We start from the raw sequence: 18,284 nt of genomic DNA on the forward strand, positions 1-18,284 counted from the left end.
CTCACCCCCGAGAGCCGCCGCCTTCGGACCGCTGACGGCTGCCGTCACACCGTGCGCCCGCCTGGGGCCGTGACGCGCATGAATGACGCCGCCCTCGGCCTCCGTCCGCCCGGGGTAGCCGACGGAGCATAAAGGGCTAAGTAGACGCAAAGGCGTGATGGGGGTCACTCTGGACCTCGACGGGGAGAGCTCATTACATTGGATATTGCGTCCAATAAGCGCCGCCCCGGGAGGCCACATGCCAGGGTTAGCGATCATCGGGTCCGGGTTCGCCGGGATCGGCATGGCCATCAAGCTCAAAGAGGCGGGGTATCACGACTTCGTCATCCTGGAGAAGGCCGCGGACCTGGGCGGCACCTGGCGGGACAACACTTATCCCGGGTGCGCGTGCGACGTGCCCTCGCACATGTACTCCTACTCGTACGAGCTGAACCCGGGCTGGTCCCGCATGTTCTCCCCGCAGGAGGAGATCTGGGACTACATGCGCTCGTGCGCCGACAAGTACGGCGTGACCCACCACATCCGGTACGGCAAGCGCGTCGTCGCCCTCGAATACGACGACGACCGGCGTGACTGGTCGGTCACCACGGACGACGGCGCGACGTTGCGGGTGAACGCCGTGGTCTCGGCCATCGGCGCCCTACATATACCGAAATTTCCCGAAATTTCAGGGCGCGAGGACTTCGCCGGCCCCGCCTTCCACTCCGCCGAATGGGACCACTCGATCGACCTGACCGGCAAGCGCGTGGCCGTCGTCGGCACCGGCGCCTCCGCCATCCAGTTCGTCCCCCAGATCGCGCCCAGCGCCGGCCGGCTGACGATCTTCCAGCGCACTCCCCCATGGATCCACCCCAAGCCGGACTTCCCCATCGGCCCCGGCGCGCGCCGCGTCCTGGGCCTGCCCGGCCTGGCCAGGACCATGCGCAACGCCATCTACTGGTTGCTGGAGTCGCGGGCGCTCGGCTTCGCCGTCGACCCGCGCCTGATGAAGGCCCACGAGAAGCTCGCCCTCAGGCACCTCGAGGCCCAGGTCCCCGACCCGGACCTGCGCCGCCGGCTCACCCCCGACTACCTGATCGGCTGCAAGCGCATCCTCATCTCCAGCGACTACTATCCCGCCCTCACCAGGGACAACGTCGAACTCGTGACGGACGGGATCACCGAGATCAGGCCGCGCTCGATCGTGGACTCCTCAGGCGCCGAGCACGAGGTCGACGCGATCGTCTACGGCACCGGCTTCAAGGTCGTGGACGCGCTGCAGGACCAGCACATCGTCGGCAGGGGCGGCCGCAAGCTCCAGGACGCCTGGCAGGACGGCATCGAGAGCTACTACGGCATCACCACGGCCGGCTTCCCGAACCTGTTCTTCCTGCTCGGCCCCAACACCGGCCTCGGGCACAACTCGGTCGTGTTCATGATCGAGTCGCAGGTCCGCTACGTCATCGACTGCCTCCGCCTGCTGTCGCGGACGCAGGCCAGGGCCGTGGACGTCAAGCCGGGCGCGCAGCGGGCCTTCGCCCGCCGCCTGCGCGAGCGGATCGACCCCCTCGTCTGGAACGCGGGCGGCTGCGACTCCTGGTATCTGGACGAGAACGGAGTGAACCGGACAATCTGGCCGGGCTTCAGCTTCGAGTACTGGGCGCGCACCAGGAAGGTCAACCCCGGCGCGTACGAGCTCATCTATTGAGAAAACAGGCAGAACTCGTTGCCCTCGGGGTCGGCCAGCGTCACCCAGTCGTCGTACGTGGTCAGCACCGTGGCACCCAGCGCCATCAGCCGGCCGATCTCGGCGTCGAGGTCGTCGGCGCGCAGGTCGAGGTGGAGCCGGTTCTTGACGACCTTGCGCTCGGGCACGTGCTGGAACCACAGCCGCGGCGGCCCGCCCTCGACCAGCACCGTGGGATCGTCCTCGGGGTCCTCGACGCCCTCGCCGCGCAGCCGGGTCAGCTCGGCCTCGTCGTACGGCGCCACGGCGTAGCCGTCGAGCACCGCCGCCCAGAACCTGGCCAGCGACGCCGGGTGGCGGCAGTCGACCACCACGTCACGCAGCCGGGCCACCGGGTTTCCTCGCCTCGATGAGGAATCTGGAGGAATGGGCCACGAACGGACCCTCCGCCTCGATCCGGTCGTGCAGCTCGCGCAGCCGGTCCGCGTACCGCTCCACCGAGAAGCCCGGCACGATCCAGATCACCTTCCGCAGGAAGTAGATCACCGCCCCCACGTCGCCGAACTCCATCCGCAGCCGCTCGGACCGCAGGTCCACGACCTCCAGCCCGGCCGACTCCGCCGCCGCCCTGGCCTTGCCGGGGTCGCGGGACGAGCCGTCGTGGGGGCCCAGGAAGAAGTGCGTCAGCTCCGCGACGCTCCACGGCCCCACCTGCTGCGAGAAGTAGACGCCGCCGGGGCGCAGCACGCGGACGATCTCCTCCCACCAGGTGGTCACCGGATGGCGGCTGGTGACCAGGTCGAAGGCGCCGTCCCGGAACGGCAGGCGCGGCTCGTCGTCGTCGGCCACCACCCACGCCCCGCGCGGGCGCAGCCGCGAGGCGGCCAGCTTGAGGTTGGGCGGCCACGACTCGGTGGCCACGGTCACCGCCGGCAGCCTGGGCACGCCGGCCAGGATCTCGCCGCCGCCGGTCTGGAGGTCGAGCGCGGCCCCGGCCCCGGCCATCCGCTCGCCGAGCAGCCTGGCGTACCCCCAGGAGGGCCGTTCCTCGCGGGCCCGCTCGTCGAGCCAGGAGAAGTCCCAGCCGTCCACGGAGGCCGCGGCGGCCTCCTGGACGAGGTCGTCGTATGTGCGGCTCATCTTTCGACCTTGTCAGCGGCCCCGCCGGACGTTCAACCAAATTTCGCCATGCGACGTGCAACGCCGGGCCACGCTACGCGCAGCGTCCGCGTACCGCCGCGCGGTCGATGCCGAGGTGGTCGATCAGCCCCGCGACCGGGTCGGGCCGCCCCTGCGCCAGCAGGGCGAGCACCAGCTGCCGGGGCGCCTCGGCCGCCCTGGTCTTCATCGTCGTGGCCTTGATGGCCTGGTTGATGGTGGCGCGGGCGCTCGACGTGAGCGCGGTGCTGGGCACCTGCGGGTGCTTGCGCGGCGACCGCGGCATGTCCCCGACCTCCAGGCCGAGCATGCGCAGCGCCGCCCGGTCGAGCTCGTCGAGCGCGGCCCGCGCGCCCGCCACGTCCACGCCGACGGCGCGGGCGAGCTCCGCGTCGCGCAGGACGCCGAGCAGCAGGTGCTCGGTGCCCAGCCGCCGGTCGCCCCGCTGCCTGGCCTCCTCGAACGCGGCTTTGACGATCACACCGAACCGGCTCTTCTCAAAGCCGAACATCGCGAACCCTCACTTTCCGTATTTGGCGTGCACCGACTGCCGTGACATGCCGAGCGCGTCGCCGATCTGCTCCCAGGTCCAGCCCTGCTCCCTGGCCGCCGCCACCGACACCGCCTCGACCTGCTCGGCCAGCCGGTGCAGCGCGCCCACCGCCCGCAGGCCCAGGGCCGGATCGTTCGACCTGATCCGTTCGGAGAGCTCTGTTACGTCCACCCTGTCAGGCTAGATTGACAACCGTGGATTTGTCAATCTAGCCTGACGGCCATGGAAGATGTGCTGATCGTGGGGGCGGGGCCCGTGGGGCTCATGCTCGCGTGCGAGCTGGCCCTGGCCGGGGCCCGCCCGATCGTGCTGGAGAAGAGACCGGAGCCGAGCGAGCTGCCCAGGGCCAACGGCCTGGGCGGGCAGATCGTCGAGCTGCTCGACCACCGCGGCCTGCTGGAGCGCTTCAGCGCGGGCAGCCCGTTCTCGGGGCGCCCGCCCGGGTTCCCGTTCGGCTCGGTGCCGCTGCGGTTCGCGGGGCTGACCGACCTGCCGTTACGGCTGCTGATGATCCAGCAGCCCCGGCTGGAGCGGCTGCTCACCGAGCGCGCCGAGGAGCTCGGAGCCGAGGTCAGGCGGGGCCGCGAGGTGCGCTCGCTCGCCCAGGACGAGGAGGGGGTGACGCTGGAGCTCGCGGACGGTTCCGGCGCCCGGACGCGGATGCGGGCCCGCTACGTGGTGGGCTGCGACGGCGGGCGCAGCGGCGTGCGCGGGGAGGCCGGGATCGGCTTCCCCGGCACGACCGACGACGAGGTGCTGCGGCTCGGGCACTTCGCGACCGGCGCGGACACCCGCGTCTTCGAGGCGCTGGAGATGGACGGCCTGGCACCGGGCTGGAACCGGACCCCGAACGGCCGCCTGCTGCTCACCTCGCTCCAGGACGGCGTGCTGATCGCCGGCGTGCGGGAGAAGGGGGCTCCGGACGACGGGCCCGTGACGCCGGAGGACTTCCGGGCGGCGGTGCGCCGCGTGCTGGGCCGCGACCTGCCCTTGGGCGCCGGAGTTCGGCCGATCTGGCTGTCCGGCACGGTCGCGCAGGCGCGGCTGGCCGAGCGGTACCGGGCGGGGAGGGTGTTCCTGGCCGGGGACGCCGCGCATCTGTTCCCCGCGGGCGGCTCGGCGCTCAACGTCGGCATGACGGACGCGGCCAACCTCGGCTGGAAGCTGGCCGCCGTGCTCCGGGGGCGGGCCTCCGAGGGGCTCCTGGACACGTACGAGTCCGAACGACGGCCCGTCGCCGAGCGCGCCCTCATGCAGACGCGGGCGCAGGCGGCGCTCGACCGGCTGGAGGGCGAGGACGGGGCGGCGCTGCGGGAGCTGCTCGCCGAGGTGTTCGTCTACGAGGAGCCGCTGCGTCATGTGGCCGGGCTGCTGCACGACTCCGGCGTCCGGTACGGCTCCGGAGGGCATCCGCTGGTGGGCCGGTTCGTCCCGGACCTGGCGCTGGCCGGCGGGCGGCGGGTGGCCGAGCTGATGCGCGCGGGCAGGCCCGTGCTGCTCGACCTCGGCGGCGGCGCGACGCTCGACGACGACTGGATCGACGTGGTCAGGGACCGCGCCGACGACCCACCCGCCGGCGCGCTGCTGATCCGCCCCGACGGCTACGTCGCCTGGGCGGGCACCGACGGGCTCGCCGAAGCGGCCCGGCAGTTGTCCGGGATCACAGCCAGCCCGGCTTGACCAGGCCGGATTCGTAGGCGATCACCACGAGCTGGGCGCGGTCGCGGGCGTGCAGCTTCATCATGGCCCGGCTCACGTGCGTCTTGGCCGTAGCCGGTGACATGAACAGCTTGGCCGCGATCTCGTCGTTCGTCATGCCGGTCCCGACCAGGGCGAGCACCTCGCGTTCGCGCTCGGTGAGCTGGTCGAGCCCGTCGGCGGCGATCGGCTCCTTGGCCCGGGAGGCGTACTCGGCGATCAGGCGGCGCGTCACGCTCGGCGACAGCAGCGCCTCCCCCGCGGCCACCACCCGGACGGCCTGGATCAGCTCCGCCGGCTCGGTGTCCTTGACCAGGAAGCCGCTGGCCCCGCCGCGCAGCGCCTCGAAGACGTACTCGTCCAGCTCGAACGTCGTCAGGATGATGATGTGCGGCCCCTGCGGCATCTGCCGGGTCGCGGTCAGGCCGTCGGTGCCGGGCATGCGGATGTCCATCAGCACGACGTCCGGCTGGTGCTCGCCCGCCAGCCGGACCGCCTCGGCGCCGTCGGCGGCCTCGGCCACCACGGTCATGTCCGGCTGGGCGTCGAGCAGGGCTTTGAAGCCCGCCCGGACCAGGGCCTGGTCGTCGGCCAGCAGTACCTTGATCATGAGGTCTCCTCGGGTATCGGCAGCCGGGCCTCGACCTGGAACCCCGTGCCGGACGGCCCGGCGACCAGCGTGCCGCCCAGCGCGGAGGCCCGCTCGCGCATGCCGGGGATGCCGTTGCCGCTGCCCGCCTCGGACAGCACGGGGGCGGTCGCCGCGCCGGTGTCCGCGACGTGGATGGCCAGCTCGTGCTCGCCGTACTCCAGGCGCACGCTCACCGACGAGCCGGGCGCGTGCCGGGCGACGTTGGTGAGCGACTCCTGCACGATCCGGTACGCGGCCCGCTCCACCTGCGGCGGCAGCGGCCGCGAGCCGACGCGCTTGAGCGTCACGTCCATGCCCGAGCGTTCGACCAGGTCGTCGAGGCGGTCGAGCCCGGCCGTGGGGGAACGCGGCGCCCCTTCGCGCAGAACGTTCAGGACCGAGCGCATCTCGCCCAGAACCTCCTTGGACGCCGACTTGATGGTGGCCAGAGCGGTCTTGGCGTGTTCGGGGTTGTCATCGATGAGGTGCAGCGCGGTGGACGCCTGCACGTGGATGAGCGAGATGTTGTGCGCGAGCACGTCGTGCAGCTCCTGCGCCATGGTCAGGCGCTCCTCGCTGGCCTGCCGCCTGGCCTCCTCCTCGGCGACGCGCTCCCGCTCGGCCCGGCGCTCCCTGACGATCCTGACCAGCTCGGCCACGACCATGAGCAGCATGATGAACGTCAGGATCCACACGCTGTGGAAGAGGTCGCGGTTGCCGATCAGCCAGGCGTAGGTGAGGAACGACAGCAGCGTCATCGCCGCCATGAACCAGGCCATCGCCCTCTTGCCCCGCGTGACCAGCAGGAACAGCAGCACCGCCGGGCTGATGAAGCTGGGCCCGTAGGCGTAGCCGCCGGCCAGGAAGAGATCGCACGCGCCGAGCGCGGCGGCGGTCGTGAGCAGCGGGAAGCGGCGGTGCAGCAGGATCGCCAGCGGCCCGACCAGCAGCAGCCCGTACGCGTACGGGTCGAGCGGCAACCTGTCGAACCGCTGCCCCCAGGAGGCGCCCTTGGCGATGACGAACTGGGCGGCCGCCACGATGAGGGCGAGATAGGGGTCGAATCCGAACTTCCGGCGCACGACCCCTACGCTAGATCAGCGCTCTGACCTGCGCATCATCCCAGCGTGTGAGGGGGCCCTACCGCGACGGGCGTACGTGGGCCATCGTAAGGACCATGCGCCGAGTGATCGTCCCCGCAGCAGCAGTCCTCGTCACGCTCGCGTCAGCGCCTCCCGCGCTGGCCGGGCCACAGCAGAAGGTCCCGGTCGCGGAGGGGTACGGCGGCGCCGTCGCCACCGTCGACCTCGACGCCAGCAAGGCCGCCATCGCCGTGCTCAGGAGGGGAGGCAACGCCGTCGACGCCGCCGTCGCCGCGGGCGCGGTGCTGGGCGTCACGGAGCCGTACTCCGCGGGCCTGGCCGGCGGCGGCTTCATGGTGTACTACGACGCCAGGCAGCGCAAGGTCTTCACGATCGACGGCCGTGAGACCGCCCCGCAGACCATGACCTCGACCTCGTTAGAGGGCATCCCGTTCGAGGAGGGCGTCACCAGCGGCCTGTCGGCGGGCATTCCCGGCACGGTCGCGAACTGGGACCTGGCCCTCCGCAAATTCGGCACGATCTCCCTCAAAGAGGCCCTCAAGCCCGCCATCGACGTGGCCTCCAAGGGCTTCGTCGTCGACCAGACCTTCCACCAACAGACCGCCGACAACGCGGCCCGGTTCAAGGACATCGCCTCCACGGCCAAGCTCTACCTCCCGAACGGCGCCCCGCCGCCCGTCGGCTCGGTGTTCAGGAACCCCGAGCTGGCGGCCACGTACCGCGAGCTCGGCAGGCGCGGCCCCGGCTGGCTGTACGGCGGGCAGCTCGGCAAGGAGGTCGTGGCCACCGTCAAGCAGCCGCCGGTCACCCCCGGCAGCACCCGCAACGTCCGGCCGGGCCTGATGGAGCTGTCCGACCTGCGGGCCTACCGGGCGCTCCTCCGCGAGCCCACCAAGATCTCCTACAAGGGCAAGGACGTGTACGGCATGGCGCCCCCGTCCTCCGGCGGCTCGACGGTCGGCGAGGCGCTCAACATCCTTGAGGCTCTGCCGCAGGTGGGCCTGCACGAATACCTGGAGGCGTCGAGGCTGGCCTTCGCCGACCGCGGCAAGTACGTCGGCGACATCCCCGGCGTGCCGCTCAAGGAACTGCTGTCCGACGGCTTCGCCAAGGAGCGGGCCTGCCTGATCGGCGACCGGGCGACGGCCCACCCGGCGGCGCCCGGCAACCCGGACGGCTCGTACGAGCCCTGCGCCCAGCCCACCGGCACCGCCGCCCCGATCGCGAACGAAGGCCCCGAGACCACCCATCTCGTCGTCGCCGACCGCTGGGGCAACGTGATCGCCTACAACCTGACCATCGAATCCACCGGTGGCAACGGCATCGTGGTGCCGGGACGCGGCGTGCTGCTCAACAACGAGCTGACCGACTTCACGTTCGGCCCGGCGCCCGGCGACCCGAACCTGCCCGGCCCCGGCAAGCGTCCCCGCTCGTCGATGTCGCCGACGCTGGTGTTCGAGCACGGTAAGCCGGTGCTGGCGGTCGGATCGCCGGGCGGCTCGACCATCATCACGACCGTGCTGCAGATCCTGGTCAACCGGTACGAGTTGGGCATGAGCCTGCCGGACGCGGTCGCCGCGCCGCGCGCGACGCAGCGCAACACCGCGCAGACCCAGGCCGAGCAGGCGTTCCTGGACAAGTACCGGGCCGAGCTGGAGGCCAAGGGGCACGGCTTCGCGCTCAACCCGGAGATCGGGGCGGCGACGGCGCTGGAGTTCGTCGGCAGGGGCCGGGTCCAGGCCGTCGCCGAGCCCGCCCGCCGCGGCGGCGGCAGCGCGCTGGTGGTGGCGCCCTAGAAGTCGCCCGCGTGGTCCTTCGCCCACTCGGCGAAGGGCCGCGCGGGCCGTCCCGTCACCTCCTCGACCGTGTTCGTCAGGATCGGCGGCGGGCCGTCGAGCATCTGCGCGTACCCGTCGAGCAGCGCGTCCACGAACGAGTCGGGGAAGGAGTCGTCGGCCAGCAGCCGCTGCCGCTCCTCCTCCCTGGTGAGCTCCTGCCAGCGCAGCGGGCGCCCGAGCGCGTCTCCGAGGATCCGCGCCTGCTCGGCCTGGGTCAGCGCCTGCGGCCCGGTCAGCGCGTAGCGGGCCCCGTCGTGGCCGTCCGAGGTCAGCGCCCTTACGGCCACGGCGGCGAGGTCGCGCTCGTGCAGCATCGCCATCCGCAGCGCGCCGAACGCTCCGCGCACCACGTCTCCCGAACGGAGCTGGTCGCGCCACCAGAGCGCGTTCGCGGCGAACGTGCTGGGCCAGAGCATGGTCCAGGCCAGGCCCGACTGCTCGATCCGCTGTTCGAGCTCGTTGTGCGAGCGGCCGACGGCGGAGTCGGGCTGGTCGCGTACCGCGCCCGAGGAGAGCAGGACGACGCGGCGGGCGTGCCTCCTGATCGCGCCGACCACGGCGGGGGCGAGGTCCGCGGTGTGGAAGGGCCAGATGAGGAAGACCGACTCGACGCCGTCCAGGCACCGGTCGATGGTTTCGTGGTCGCCCTTGACCACCTCGACGGCCTCCGGCAGGGCCGCCCTGGAGGGGTCACGGGTCATGGCGCGTACGGGGTGACCCGCCTCGACGAGCTGGTGGACGACCTGGCGGCCGACGTTTCCGGTGGCTCCTGTCACGAGAATCATGGGTCCAAGGCTGGCCCGCGTCCCGAAGCCACCCCAGTTTCTAGCGATATTTCGGTGGTTTTCCTCCACAGCACTAGGCTCATCGGATGGAATCCGCCGAACTCGACGGCGTGGACCGCGGTCTGGTACACGCGCTCCAGCTCGACGGCCGCGCCCCCTTCGCCAGGATCGCCGACGTGCTCGGGGTCTCCGAGCAGACCGTCGCCCGCCGCTACCGCAGGCTCACGGCGGCGGGCGTGATCAGGGTGGTGGGCGGCCTCGACGGCGCGTTCCTCGGCCACACGCCCTGGACGATCCGCGTACGCTGCACGCCCGACGCGGGCACCGCCATCGCCGAGGCCCTGGCCAGGCGGTCCGACACGTACTGGGTGCACCTGCTGTCCGGCGGCACCGAGATCTCGTGCTTCACCCAGTCGCCCGACGCCGTCCTGCTGGAGAAGCTGCCCCGGACCGGCCGCGTCCTGGCCATGACCGCGCATTCGCTCCTGCACGGCTTCACCCTGCCCGACGGCTGGCAGGGGCTGGCCTGGCTGACCGGGGAGCAGGCCGATCGGCTGCGCCCCGACCCGCCTGCCGGGCCGGGCGGCATCGTGCTGCAAGAGGAGGACCACCGCCTGGTGGACGTGCTGGCCAGGGACGGCCGGGCCGGGTACACCGAGCTGGCCAGGGCCACCGGCTGGTCGGAGGCCACGGTCAAGCGCCGGCTCCACCGGCTGCGGGAGTCCGGCGTGCTCGTCACCCAGCTCGACTACTCCCCCAAGCTGCTCGGCTACCGCGCCGAGGCCAGGCTGTGGATGACCGTACGCCCCTCCGAACTGGTCCACGTGGCCACGACCCTCGCGGGCCACCCCGAGATCTCCTTCGCCGCCGTCACCACCGGCCCGACCAACCTCCTCGCCACCGCCGTCTGCCGCGACAACGCCGACCTGTACCGCTACCTCACCGAACGGGTGAGCGCCCTGGACGCCGTCCAGACACTGGAGACCGCCCCCGTCCTCCGGACGATGAAACGCACCAGCGCGCTACCCCCGCAGGCGTACGGGCGACCCGCGTGAACACTCCCCCGGGCTGACTCGGAACAGGGCCTGACGTGCGATTCGACGCGCCCCGCCAACCGGCACGCTGGAGGCACGACATCAAGGAGGAGACATGCACAGCTTCTGGCCGATCTTCCCGTTCTTCTGGGGCCTGTTCTGGGTCGCCCTCGTCGCGATGGCCGTCACGGCCCGGCGCAAGGGTTGGTGGGGGCCGCGCCACGCGCCCGCCGCCGCTACCGCGTCGCCCACCGACGCCGCGGAGCGGATCCTCGCCGAGCGGTACGCCCGCGGAGAAATGAGCGAGGACGAATACTTCGAAAAGGTGTCCGTTCTCAAGGGGTGGGCGTCCTAAACCTCGCTAAGGGTGCAACAACTGTCACTGGCCGCATTCAAGGACCGGCGTTACGTTTCGTCTACCGGATACATGGAGAGCGGGGACAGGTATGCGATCCGTCGCCAAGTTCTGCGGGCAGTGTGACTGCGGCTGCCCCGAACTGTTCGTGGACGAGACGGCGCCCGTCGAGCGCCAGGTGGTCATCACCGACGACTTCGGGCAGCGCGTGGAGATGAGCCTCGACCAGTTCGGCTCGATCGTCCAGGCCGCCAAGAGCGGGACCCTGGACAGTCTGACGCTCATCCGCTGAGCGCCGCCACCCTGTTCGCCGGCGGGGTCGCCGCCGGACCGGTGGCGGGGACGGCCTCGTGCACCGCGGCGCAGGCGGGACCGTCGGCGCCGGGCTCAACCTGGGCGGCTGGATCGGCGGCACCCCGCCTGCCGCACCGGCCTCCGGCGAGCAGACCGTGACCGTCTGGGCGACCCGCATCGACTTCCGGTAGCGCCTTGTCGGCGATTACTGTCCGCAATCGCGCGATCACATGTCACCCTGGTCGCCATGGCCTGGCAAGGAGAGGTCGCGGCGCCGTCCGTACCGGCGCCGCGCGTGGGAGACGAGCCCGAGCTGCTGGCCGCCGCCCGGGCGGGCGACGCGCAGGCCGCGCACCGGCTCGGCAAGCTCTACGCCCAGCACGGCGACCGCGCGGCCGCCAAGCACTGGTGGGAGCGGGCGGCCACCGCCGGCAACCTGGACAGCGCGTACAACCTGGGCATCTGGCACGAGAAGCACGGCAGCCTCGTGGACGCCGTCACCTGGTACGAGCTCGCGGCCGGCGGCGGCGACGCCGAGGCCGCGAGCAACCTGGCGACGCTCCTGCTGGAGCAGCGCGGAGACCCTGAGCGGGCCAGGCGCTGGTTCGAGGTCGCGGCCCACCGCGGCTCCAGCGCGGCGGCCCGCAAGCTGGCGCTGATGTGCCAGGACGCGGGAGAGCCGGCGGCGGCACGCGACTGGCACCGCGCGGCGGCGGCCGACGGCGACATGGCCTCGGCGCACGACCTGGGCTTCCTGGCCTACGCGACGGGCGACGACGAGGAGACCGTGCGCTGGTGGGAGTACGCGGCCAGGGGCGGCCACCCGGACTCGGCATACTGCATGGGCCTCTACCTGCACGCCAGCCGCGACCCCGAGGGCGCGGAGGCCTACTACCGGCTGGCCGCCAGGTGCGAGCACCCGGGCGCCGCCTCCCAGCTCGGCGAGATCGCGCTGTCCAGGGGCGACCTGCGTACCGCCCGCGGCTGGTTCGAGCAGGCCGCCGGCGCCGGACGCGGGTACGACCAGCGGATGGCCGGGTTCGTCTGCGTGGAGCTGAGGGACTGCGCGGCGGCCGGCCACTGGTTCGGCCGGGCGGCGGCCGGCGGGGACGCCGAGGCGGCCTTCAACTACGGCCTGCTGCTGATCGCCGAGTTCGGCGACCTGGCGGGCGGGCAGCACTGGTTCCGGCAGGCGGCGCGGGCCGGGCACCGCGGGGCCGCCGTCGAGCTGGGCGGGCTGCTGTCGGTGGCCGGGGAGCTGAACGAGGCCCAGGAGTGGCTGTCCGATCCGCCACCGGCCACGTGGGTGCGGCACGCCGAGCCGGAGCTGGCCGCCAGGGCCGAACTGGCCGCGGCCGCCACCGGGCGCAGGGGCGAAGCCGCGCTGGACGTGGGCGACCTCACCGAGGTGCTCGGCACGTGGGATCTGGTGACCCGGCCGCTGCACGACCACTCCGACGTGATCGGGTGGCTGGTGGCCCGGAGCGGGCTGCACCCGAGCGCCGTCGAGCACCTGGCGTCGGTGCGCGGCACGCTGCTGCGCCCCGGCACCGCGCCGTGGCCGAGCCCCGGCGAGATCGAGCACGTCCTGGCCACGGCCCGCGACCTGCGAAAGCGCCTGGGCGTGCGCTGATCAGCGCGTGCCCAGGCGCTTCACCGTCGTCACACCAGTTCCGCCACCGGGGTGAACGGCAGGCCGAGCGCCTCTGCCACCGGCCCGTTGGTGAGCAGGCCGTTGTGCGTGTTGAGGCCGCCCGCGAGCCCGGCGTCGGTCCTGAGCGCCTCGCGCCAGCCGAGGTCGGCCAGCTTGACCGCGTACGGGAGGGTCGCGTTCGTCAGGGCGTTCGTGGAGGTGTTGGCCACGGAGCCCGGCATGTTGGCCACGCAGTAGAAGACCGACTCGTGCACCCTGTACGTCGGCTCGGCGTGCGTGGTCGGGCGCGAGTCCTCGAAGCAGCCGCCCTGGTCGATGGCGATGTCGACGAGCACGGAGCCCGGCTTCATGCGCGAGACCAGGTCGTTGGAGACCAGCGTCGGGGCCTTGGCGCCGGGGATCAGCACCGCGCCGATGACCAGGTCGGCCTGCAGGACCTCCTGCTCGATCGCGTACGACGTCGAGACCAGCGTCTTGAGCCGGCCCTGGTAGATGGCGTCGATGAAGCGCAGGCGGTCGATGTTCGTGTCGAGCACGGTGACGTCGGCGCCCATGCCGACGGCGATCTGCGCGGCGTTGAGCCCGGAGACGCCGCCGCCGATCACGACCACCTTGGCCGGCGCCACACCGGGCACGCCGCCCGGCAGGACGCCGCGCCCGCCGTTGAAGCGCATCAGGTTGTAGGCGCCCACCTGCGGCGCGAGGCGGCCCGCGACCTCGGACATCGGGGCGAGCAGCGGCAGCGCGTTGCCGACCTGGACGGTCTCGTATGCGATGCCGGTCGTCTTCGCGCCCAGCAGCGCGTCCGTGCAGGCACGCGAGGCGGCCAGGTGCAGGTAGGTGAAGAGCACGAGGCCCTCACGCAGCCGGTGGTACTCCTCGGCGATGGGCTCCTTGACCTTGAGCACCATGTCCGACTCGCTCCACACGGCGTCGGCGCCGTCGAGGATCTTCGCCCCCGCCGAGAGGTATTCCTCGTCCGTGATGTGCGAGCCCAGGCCCGCACCCCGCTGGACCAGGACGTCGTGCCCGTGGCGCACCAGCTCGTGGACTCCGGCGGGCGTGGCGGCGACGCGATATTCGTGGTTCTTGACCTCGGCAGGTACGCCGATCTTCATGGGTTGATCCTTTCGCGAACCCGGCACGCCGTCGTACCGGACTGTGAGGTGGTTCTGTTGGGCCGTCCTACAGGCGCGTCCACGCTTCGGTGAGCACGCCACGGAGTATCGACCCGATCTCGGCGAACTCCTCTGGCCCCGCGATCAGTGGGGGCGCCAGCTGGATGACAGGGTCGCCGCGGTCGTCGGCGCGGCAGTACAGGCCCGCGTCGAACAACGCCTTGGACAGGAAACCGCGCAGCAGCCGCTCCGACTCGTCTGCGGTGAAGGTCTCCTTGGTGGTCTTGTCCTTGACCAGCTCGATGCCCCAGAAGTAGCCCGAGCCGCGCACGTCGCCGACGATCGGCAGGTCGCGCAGGCCGTCGAGGGTCTCCTTGAACAGCGGCTCGTTCCTGGTGACGTGGCCGAGCAGGTCCTCGCGTTCGAAGATGTCGAGGTTGGCCAGCGCTACGGCAGAGGATACGGGGTGGCCGCCGAAGGTGTAACCGTGCGCGAACATTTCGTCGCCGCCCTTGAACGGCTCGAACAGCCGCTCGTGCGCGATCATGGCGCCGATGGGCGAGTAGCCGCTGGTCATGCCCTTGGCACAGGTGATGATGTCGGGCACGTAGTCGAACTTCTGGCCGCCGAACATCGTGCCGAGCCGGCCGAAAGCGCAGATGACCTCGTCGGAGACGAGCAGCACGTCGTACTCGTCGCAGATCTCGCGCAGGCGCTGCCAGTAGCCGGGAGGAGGCGGGAAACAGCCGCCGGCGTTCTGCACGGGCTCGGCGAAGACGGCGGCGACCGTGTCGGGGCCCTCCATCTCGATGGCGCGGGCCACGCGCTCGGCCGCCCAGATGCCGTACTCCTCGGGCGACATGCCCTTGACGCCGGTGATCTCGTCGGCGCGGTAGTGGTTGGTGTTGGGGACCCGGACCGAGCCGGGCACCAGCGGCTCGAACATCTGCTTGAACGCGGGGATGCCGGTGATCGACAGCGCGCCCTGCGGGGTCCCGTGGTAGGCGATCTGGCGGCTGATGACCTTGTGCTTGAGCGGCTTGCCAATCAGCTTGTAGTACTGCTTGGCCAGCTTCCAGGCGGTCTCGACCGCCTCACCGCCGCCGGTGGTGAAGAAGACGCGGTTGAGCTCGCCGGGCGTGTACGAGGCCAGGCGGGCGGCCAGCTCGGCGGCCTTCGGGTGGGAGTAGGACCACAACGGGAAGAACGCCAGCTCCTGGGCCTGCTTGGCGGCGGCCTCGGCCAGTTCCTGGCGTCCGTGGCCGACCTGGACCACGAAGAGCCCGGCCAGGCCGTCGAGGTAGCGCTTGCCGTGAATGTCGTAGACGTAGGACCCCTCACCGCGCACGATGGTCGGGATCTCGGACTGCTGATAGGCGCTGTGCCTGGTGAAGTGCAACCACAGGTTGTCCTGCGCGGCCTTCAGGACGTCGTTTTCCGGCTGCGTCATGATTATCTTCCCTCGTGTCAACTTCACACAGTCTGCATGCTCACCTGGGGATTTGCCAAGCGAATCGGTCGCATCACTATGCAAGAAAATCGGTATCCGCAGATCACATATGTAACGACGACGAAATCCGCATGTAGATTGGCGCGCGGGTCCCAACCGCCCCGCACGCGGGGTCTACGCGTTCTCGCACGTGGAACGTTGTGTGATCCAATGAGACCGACATGTTGAGACCTGCCCGAACCTTCTGATAACGACCCCGGGGGACCTACCGTGACTCCTGAACAGATAGAGAGCGCCGTCGCCGCCGCGATGCCCCAGGCCGTCGAGGAGCTCAGGCGGCTGGCCGCCATACCCTCCGTGGCCTTCCCGGGGCATCCGGAAGAGCCGGTTTTCGCCGCCGCCGCGATGACGGAGGAGCTGCTGCGCTCCGTGGGCCTGCCGCGCGTCCAGCAGGTGCCGGTCGAGGGCAGCTTCCCGGCCGTCTTCGGCGAGGCCCCCGCGCCGCCCGGCGCGCCCACGGTCCTGCTCTACGCGCACTACGACGTGCAGCCCGCGGGCGACCCGGCCGCGTGGCGCACCCCGCCGTTCGAGCCGACCCTGATCGACGGCAAGCTCTACGGGCGGGGCTGCGCGGACGACAAGTCCGGCGTCATCTCCCACATCACCGCCCTGCGCGCCTTCCAGGGCCGCTTCCCCGTGGGCATCAAGGTCATCATCGAGGGCCAGGAGGAGTACGCGGGCGAGCGGCTGGAGGCGTTCGTCGAGCGCAACCCCGACCTGCTGCGGGCCGACGCCATCGTGGTGGCCGACACCGGCAACCCGAGGGTCGGCGACCCGGCGGTCACGACCTCGCTGCGCGGCATGGCGGCGTTCACCATCGAGGCACGCACGCTGCGGGAGCCGGTGCACAGCGGCTCCTTCGGCGGCGCGGCCCCCGACGCGCTGGCCGCCCTCATGCGCATGCTGACCGCGCTGCACGACGACAACGGCGACATCCGCGTGCCCGGCCTGCCCCGCGGCACCTTCCTGGGGCAGGGGCCGTCGGAGGAGGAGTTCAGGAAGACCGCCGGCGTCCTCGACGGGGCCTCGCTGGTGGGCTCGGGCTCGCTGGCCGACCGGCTCTGGGCGTCGTACGCGATCACGGTGACGGGCCTGGACGTGCCGACCGTCTCGGGCGCGGTGAACGCGGTCCAGCCCGCGGCGCGGGCCCGCGTGACCGTGCGCGTCCCCCCGGCGGGCGACCCGAAGGCGACGGTGAACGCGGTGGTCGAGTTCCTGCGCAAGGTGGCGCCGTGGGGCGTCGAGGTGTCGTTCGCGGACCTGACGGTGGGTTCGGGCTTCCAGGCGGACTCGGGCGGCAAGGCCCGCGCCGCCCTGAACCGGGCCATGGAGCGCGCCTTCGGCCGCCGCCCCAGGGACGTGGGCGCGGGCGGCTCGATCCCGCTGGTCAACACGCTGCTCAAGCAGTTCCCCGCGGCGGAGATCCTGCTGTTCGGGGCGGAGGACGAGGACGCGGCCATCCACGCGCCGAACGAGCGGGTGGACCTGGAGGAGCTCCGGCGGGTGGCGACGACGGAGGCCCTGTTCCTCCACGAGCTCAGCCTCCCCTCCGCGCTCGGGGTCTGAGCGGGCGGGCCGCGACGGCGGCGTCGCGACAGCGGCGGGACGGTTCCGGCGTATCGGGGGCGCCGGGCACTTTCGGCGGGCCATCTTCAGCGGGCCACCTTCAGCAGGTCACCGTGACCAGTCGATCAGCGCCAGAAGGCGGTCGGCCTGGGTGCGGTCCGCGGCGGCCAGCGCGATACCTCTGACCAGGGTCAGCAGGTCGCGCACGTCGAGGTCCGCCCGCACGGCCCCGGCCCGCTTGGCCGCGTCCAGCAGGGCCGAGGCCGTGGTGAGCATGGACGCGTGCCACTCGGCCACCAGCGCGGTGGCGCTGCCGTCGTCGGTGACCGCCAGGGCCAGGTCGCGCTTGGAGGTGATGTGGTCCATGAAGAGCCGCAGCCACTCGTGGAGCGCCTCCGCCGGCGACTCGGCGGCCAGCAGGGCCTGGCCGCCGGCGCACAGCTGGGAGACCTCGTCCGCGTAGACGGCGACCAGCAGGTCCGTACGGGTAGGGAAATGCCGGTACATGGTGGCGTTGCCGACTTCTGCCCGGCGGGCCACGTCGTCGAGCGGCGCGTCGGTGCCGCGTTCGGCGAAGACCCGCGCGGCCGCGGCCAGCAGCCGATCGTAGTTGCGCTGCGCATCCGCCCGCCGAGGACGCGGTCCCATCCTTCTCCTTGCTAAGTGGGGAACTCCCCATCTAGTCTAGCCATACCAACTAAACGGGGAAGTCCCCACTTAGTCCAGGAGGCAGGCATGGCAGCTACGGCCGGCGAAGTGCATCGGCGCATCGTCGAGCTCTACGGGGCCGGGCAGATCGAGGACGGGCTGGCACTCATCGACCCCGACGTGATCGACCACCGGGGCGGCGCGCACGGCGACCACCACGGCCTGGCGGCGTGGCGGGAGAAGTGGGAGCAGGCCCTGTCCGGCGGGACGGGTTTTCACGACATGTCCGTCACGGTGGAGCAGAACATCTCCACGGACGACCTGTCCACCAACGTCTATCTCAGCCGCGGCACGCACACCGCCTCGGGGCGCCGCTACGAGGTGCGCGGCATGGACATGATCCGCGTCAGGGACGGCAGGATCGTCGAGCACTGGGCCATCAGGGACTCCGTGGCCATGGGCCACCAGCTCGGCCTGGATCAGTGATACCGGTGCACCAGCCGGAGACCCGTCTCCACCAGCACCCAGCCCAGCCGCGCCTCCAGGGCGCGGACCCGCGCTTCCACACCGCCGCGGGATCGGCGCGCGCGGGCCTGCCGTCGCGCTTCGGCTCGCAGCTCGCTGGCTCGCGCCCGCTCCACGTACAGGTATAACTCCGGATACATCACACCCT

At 71.6% G+C, this 18,284-nt stretch carries 21 protein-coding genes; 10 read left to right on the plus strand and 11 right to left on the minus strand.

Annotated features, from left to right (window positions below):
• Positions 1 to 238: 238 nt before the first annotated feature.
• A complete protein-coding gene (locus ACIBQ1_RS14510; RefSeq protein ID WP_397277525.1) occupies positions 239 to 1,687 on the plus strand; it encodes a flavin-containing monooxygenase in 1,449 nt (482 codons plus the stop codon).
• Here ACIBQ1_RS14510 and ACIBQ1_RS14515 read toward each other — a convergent pair.
• From ACIBQ1_RS14515 to ACIBQ1_RS14530, 4 genes are all read right to left on the minus strand, one after another.
• Positions 1,681 to 2,058 carry a VOC family protein gene (locus ACIBQ1_RS14515; protein ID WP_397277527.1) on the minus strand — a complete coding sequence of 126 codons (378 nt, stop codon included), beginning with the start codon at positions 2,056 to 2,058 and terminating at the stop codon, positions 1,681 to 1,683. The genes ACIBQ1_RS14510 and ACIBQ1_RS14515 overlap by 7 nt on opposite strands.
• A complete protein-coding gene (locus tag ACIBQ1_RS14520; protein ID WP_397277529.1) occupies positions 2,042 to 2,806 on the minus strand; it encodes a class I SAM-dependent methyltransferase in 765 nt (254 codons plus the stop codon). The genes ACIBQ1_RS14515 and ACIBQ1_RS14520 overlap by 17 nt, the downstream gene beginning before the upstream one ends.
• 73 nt (positions 2,807 to 2,879) lie before the next feature.
• Positions 2,880 to 3,335, minus strand: a complete 456-nt coding sequence (locus tag ACIBQ1_RS14525) for a Clp protease N-terminal domain-containing protein (protein WP_397277531.1) — start codon at positions 3,333 to 3,335, stop codon at positions 2,880 to 2,882.
• Positions 3,336 to 3,344: 9 nt separating this feature from the next.
• Complete coding sequence (locus ACIBQ1_RS14530) at positions 3,345 to 3,548, minus strand: hypothetical protein (RefSeq protein ID WP_397277533.1); 204 nt, start codon at positions 3,546 to 3,548, stop codon at positions 3,345 to 3,347.
• Positions 3,549 to 3,599: 51 nt separating this feature from the next.
• Here ACIBQ1_RS14530 and ACIBQ1_RS14535 point away from each other — a divergent pair, with 51 nt between their 5' ends.
• Positions 3,600 to 5,057: an FAD-dependent monooxygenase gene (locus tag ACIBQ1_RS14535; RefSeq protein ID WP_397277535.1), complete on the plus strand. Its 1,458-nt coding sequence runs from the start codon at positions 3,600 to 3,602 to the stop codon at positions 5,055 to 5,057.
• On the opposite strand, the gene ACIBQ1_RS14540 is transcribed toward ACIBQ1_RS14535, so the two are convergent.
• Complete coding sequence (locus ACIBQ1_RS14540) at positions 5,038 to 5,685, minus strand: response regulator transcription factor (RefSeq protein WP_355371333.1); 648 nt, start codon at positions 5,683 to 5,685, stop codon at positions 5,038 to 5,040. The two genes, ACIBQ1_RS14535 and ACIBQ1_RS14540, sit on opposite strands and share 20 nt — an antisense overlap.
• Positions 5,682 to 6,788 (minus strand): sensor histidine kinase, encoded by a 1,107-nt coding sequence (locus tag ACIBQ1_RS14545; protein WP_397277537.1) that lies wholly within the window; start codon positions 6,786 to 6,788, stop codon positions 5,682 to 5,684. Before ACIBQ1_RS14545 ends, ACIBQ1_RS14540 begins: the two co-directional genes overlap by 4 nt.
• Positions 6,789 to 6,883: 95 nt before the next feature.
• Here ACIBQ1_RS14545 and ggt point away from each other — a divergent pair, with 95 nt between their 5' ends.
• Positions 6,884 to 8,605 (plus strand): gamma-glutamyltransferase, encoded by a 1,722-nt coding sequence (gene ggt / locus ACIBQ1_RS14550; protein ID WP_397277538.1) that lies wholly within the window; start codon positions 6,884 to 6,886, stop codon positions 8,603 to 8,605.
• On the opposite strand, the gene ACIBQ1_RS14555 is transcribed toward ggt, so the two are convergent.
• A complete protein-coding gene (locus ACIBQ1_RS14555; protein WP_397277539.1) occupies positions 8,602 to 9,432 on the minus strand; it encodes an NAD(P)H-binding protein in 831 nt (276 codons plus the stop codon). The two genes, ggt and ACIBQ1_RS14555, sit on opposite strands and share 4 nt — an antisense overlap.
• Before the next feature lie 86 nt (positions 9,433 to 9,518).
• On the opposite strand from ACIBQ1_RS14555, the gene ACIBQ1_RS14560 reads away from it, so the two are divergent.
• From ACIBQ1_RS14560 to ACIBQ1_RS14580, 5 genes are all read left to right on the plus strand, one after another.
• Positions 9,519 to 10,487 (plus strand): Lrp/AsnC family transcriptional regulator, encoded by a 969-nt coding sequence (locus ACIBQ1_RS14560; RefSeq protein ID WP_397277541.1) that lies wholly within the window; start codon positions 9,519 to 9,521, stop codon positions 10,485 to 10,487.
• 94 nt (positions 10,488 to 10,581) lie between these two features.
• Entirely contained in the window at positions 10,582 to 10,821 is a 240-nt protein-coding gene (locus tag ACIBQ1_RS14565) for an SHOCT domain-containing protein (RefSeq protein WP_397277542.1), read from the plus strand.
• Between the two features lie 91 nt (positions 10,822 to 10,912).
• Positions 10,913 to 11,113 (plus strand): hypothetical protein, encoded by a 201-nt coding sequence (locus ACIBQ1_RS14570; protein WP_397277544.1) that lies wholly within the window; start codon positions 10,913 to 10,915, stop codon positions 11,111 to 11,113.
• A 58-nt stretch (positions 11,114 to 11,171) separates the two neighbouring features.
• Positions 11,172 to 11,306: a hypothetical protein gene (locus ACIBQ1_RS14575; protein ID WP_397277546.1), complete on the plus strand. Its 135-nt coding sequence runs from the start codon at positions 11,172 to 11,174 to the stop codon at positions 11,304 to 11,306.
• Between the two features lie 56 nt (positions 11,307 to 11,362).
• Positions 11,363 to 12,748, plus strand: a complete 1,386-nt coding sequence (locus ACIBQ1_RS14580) for a tetratricopeptide repeat protein (RefSeq protein ID WP_397277547.1) — start codon at positions 11,363 to 11,365, stop codon at positions 12,746 to 12,748.
• Positions 12,749 to 12,777: 29 nt separating this feature from the next.
• Here ACIBQ1_RS14580 and ald read toward each other — a convergent pair whose 3' ends face one another.
• Together ald and ACIBQ1_RS14590 are read right to left on the minus strand one after the other, a co-directional pair.
• Positions 12,778 to 13,887: an alanine dehydrogenase gene (gene ald, locus ACIBQ1_RS14585; protein ID WP_397277549.1), complete on the minus strand. Its 1,110-nt coding sequence runs from the start codon at positions 13,885 to 13,887 to the stop codon at positions 12,778 to 12,780.
• Between the two features lie 67 nt (positions 13,888 to 13,954).
• On the minus strand, positions 13,955 to 15,337 hold the full coding sequence (locus ACIBQ1_RS14590; protein ID WP_397277551.1) for an aspartate aminotransferase family protein: 1,383 nt from the start codon (positions 15,335 to 15,337) through the stop codon (positions 13,955 to 13,957).
• Between the two features lie 270 nt (positions 15,338 to 15,607).
• On the opposite strand from ACIBQ1_RS14590, the gene ACIBQ1_RS14595 reads away from it, so the two are divergent.
• Positions 15,608 to 16,963: a dipeptidase gene (locus ACIBQ1_RS14595; RefSeq protein ID WP_397277553.1), complete on the plus strand. Its 1,356-nt coding sequence runs from the start codon at positions 15,608 to 15,610 to the stop codon at positions 16,961 to 16,963.
• A 108-nt stretch (positions 16,964 to 17,071) separates the two neighbouring features.
• Here the strand turns inward: ACIBQ1_RS14595 and ACIBQ1_RS14600 are convergent, their stop codons facing one another.
• Positions 17,072 to 17,611, minus strand: a complete 540-nt coding sequence (locus ACIBQ1_RS14600; RefSeq protein WP_397277555.1) for a TetR/AcrR family transcriptional regulator — start codon at positions 17,609 to 17,611, stop codon at positions 17,072 to 17,074.
• 87 nt (positions 17,612 to 17,698) lie between these two features.
• On the opposite strand from ACIBQ1_RS14600, the gene ACIBQ1_RS14605 reads away from it, so the two are divergent.
• Positions 17,699 to 18,097 (plus strand): ester cyclase, encoded by a 399-nt coding sequence (locus ACIBQ1_RS14605; protein WP_397277556.1) that lies wholly within the window; start codon positions 17,699 to 17,701, stop codon positions 18,095 to 18,097.
• Here the strand turns inward: ACIBQ1_RS14605 and ACIBQ1_RS14610 are convergent.
• Positions 18,091 to 18,276 (minus strand): hypothetical protein, encoded by a 186-nt coding sequence (locus tag ACIBQ1_RS14610; RefSeq protein WP_397277558.1) that lies wholly within the window; start codon positions 18,274 to 18,276, stop codon positions 18,091 to 18,093. The two genes, ACIBQ1_RS14605 and ACIBQ1_RS14610, sit on opposite strands and share 7 nt — an antisense overlap.
• Positions 18,277 to 18,284: the final 8 nt, after the last annotated feature.

The organism is Nonomuraea sp. NPDC050153 (assembly GCF_044460125.1).
In the GTDB taxonomy this organism is placed as follows: Bacteria; Actinomycetota; Actinomycetes; order Streptosporangiales; family Streptosporangiaceae; genus Nonomuraea.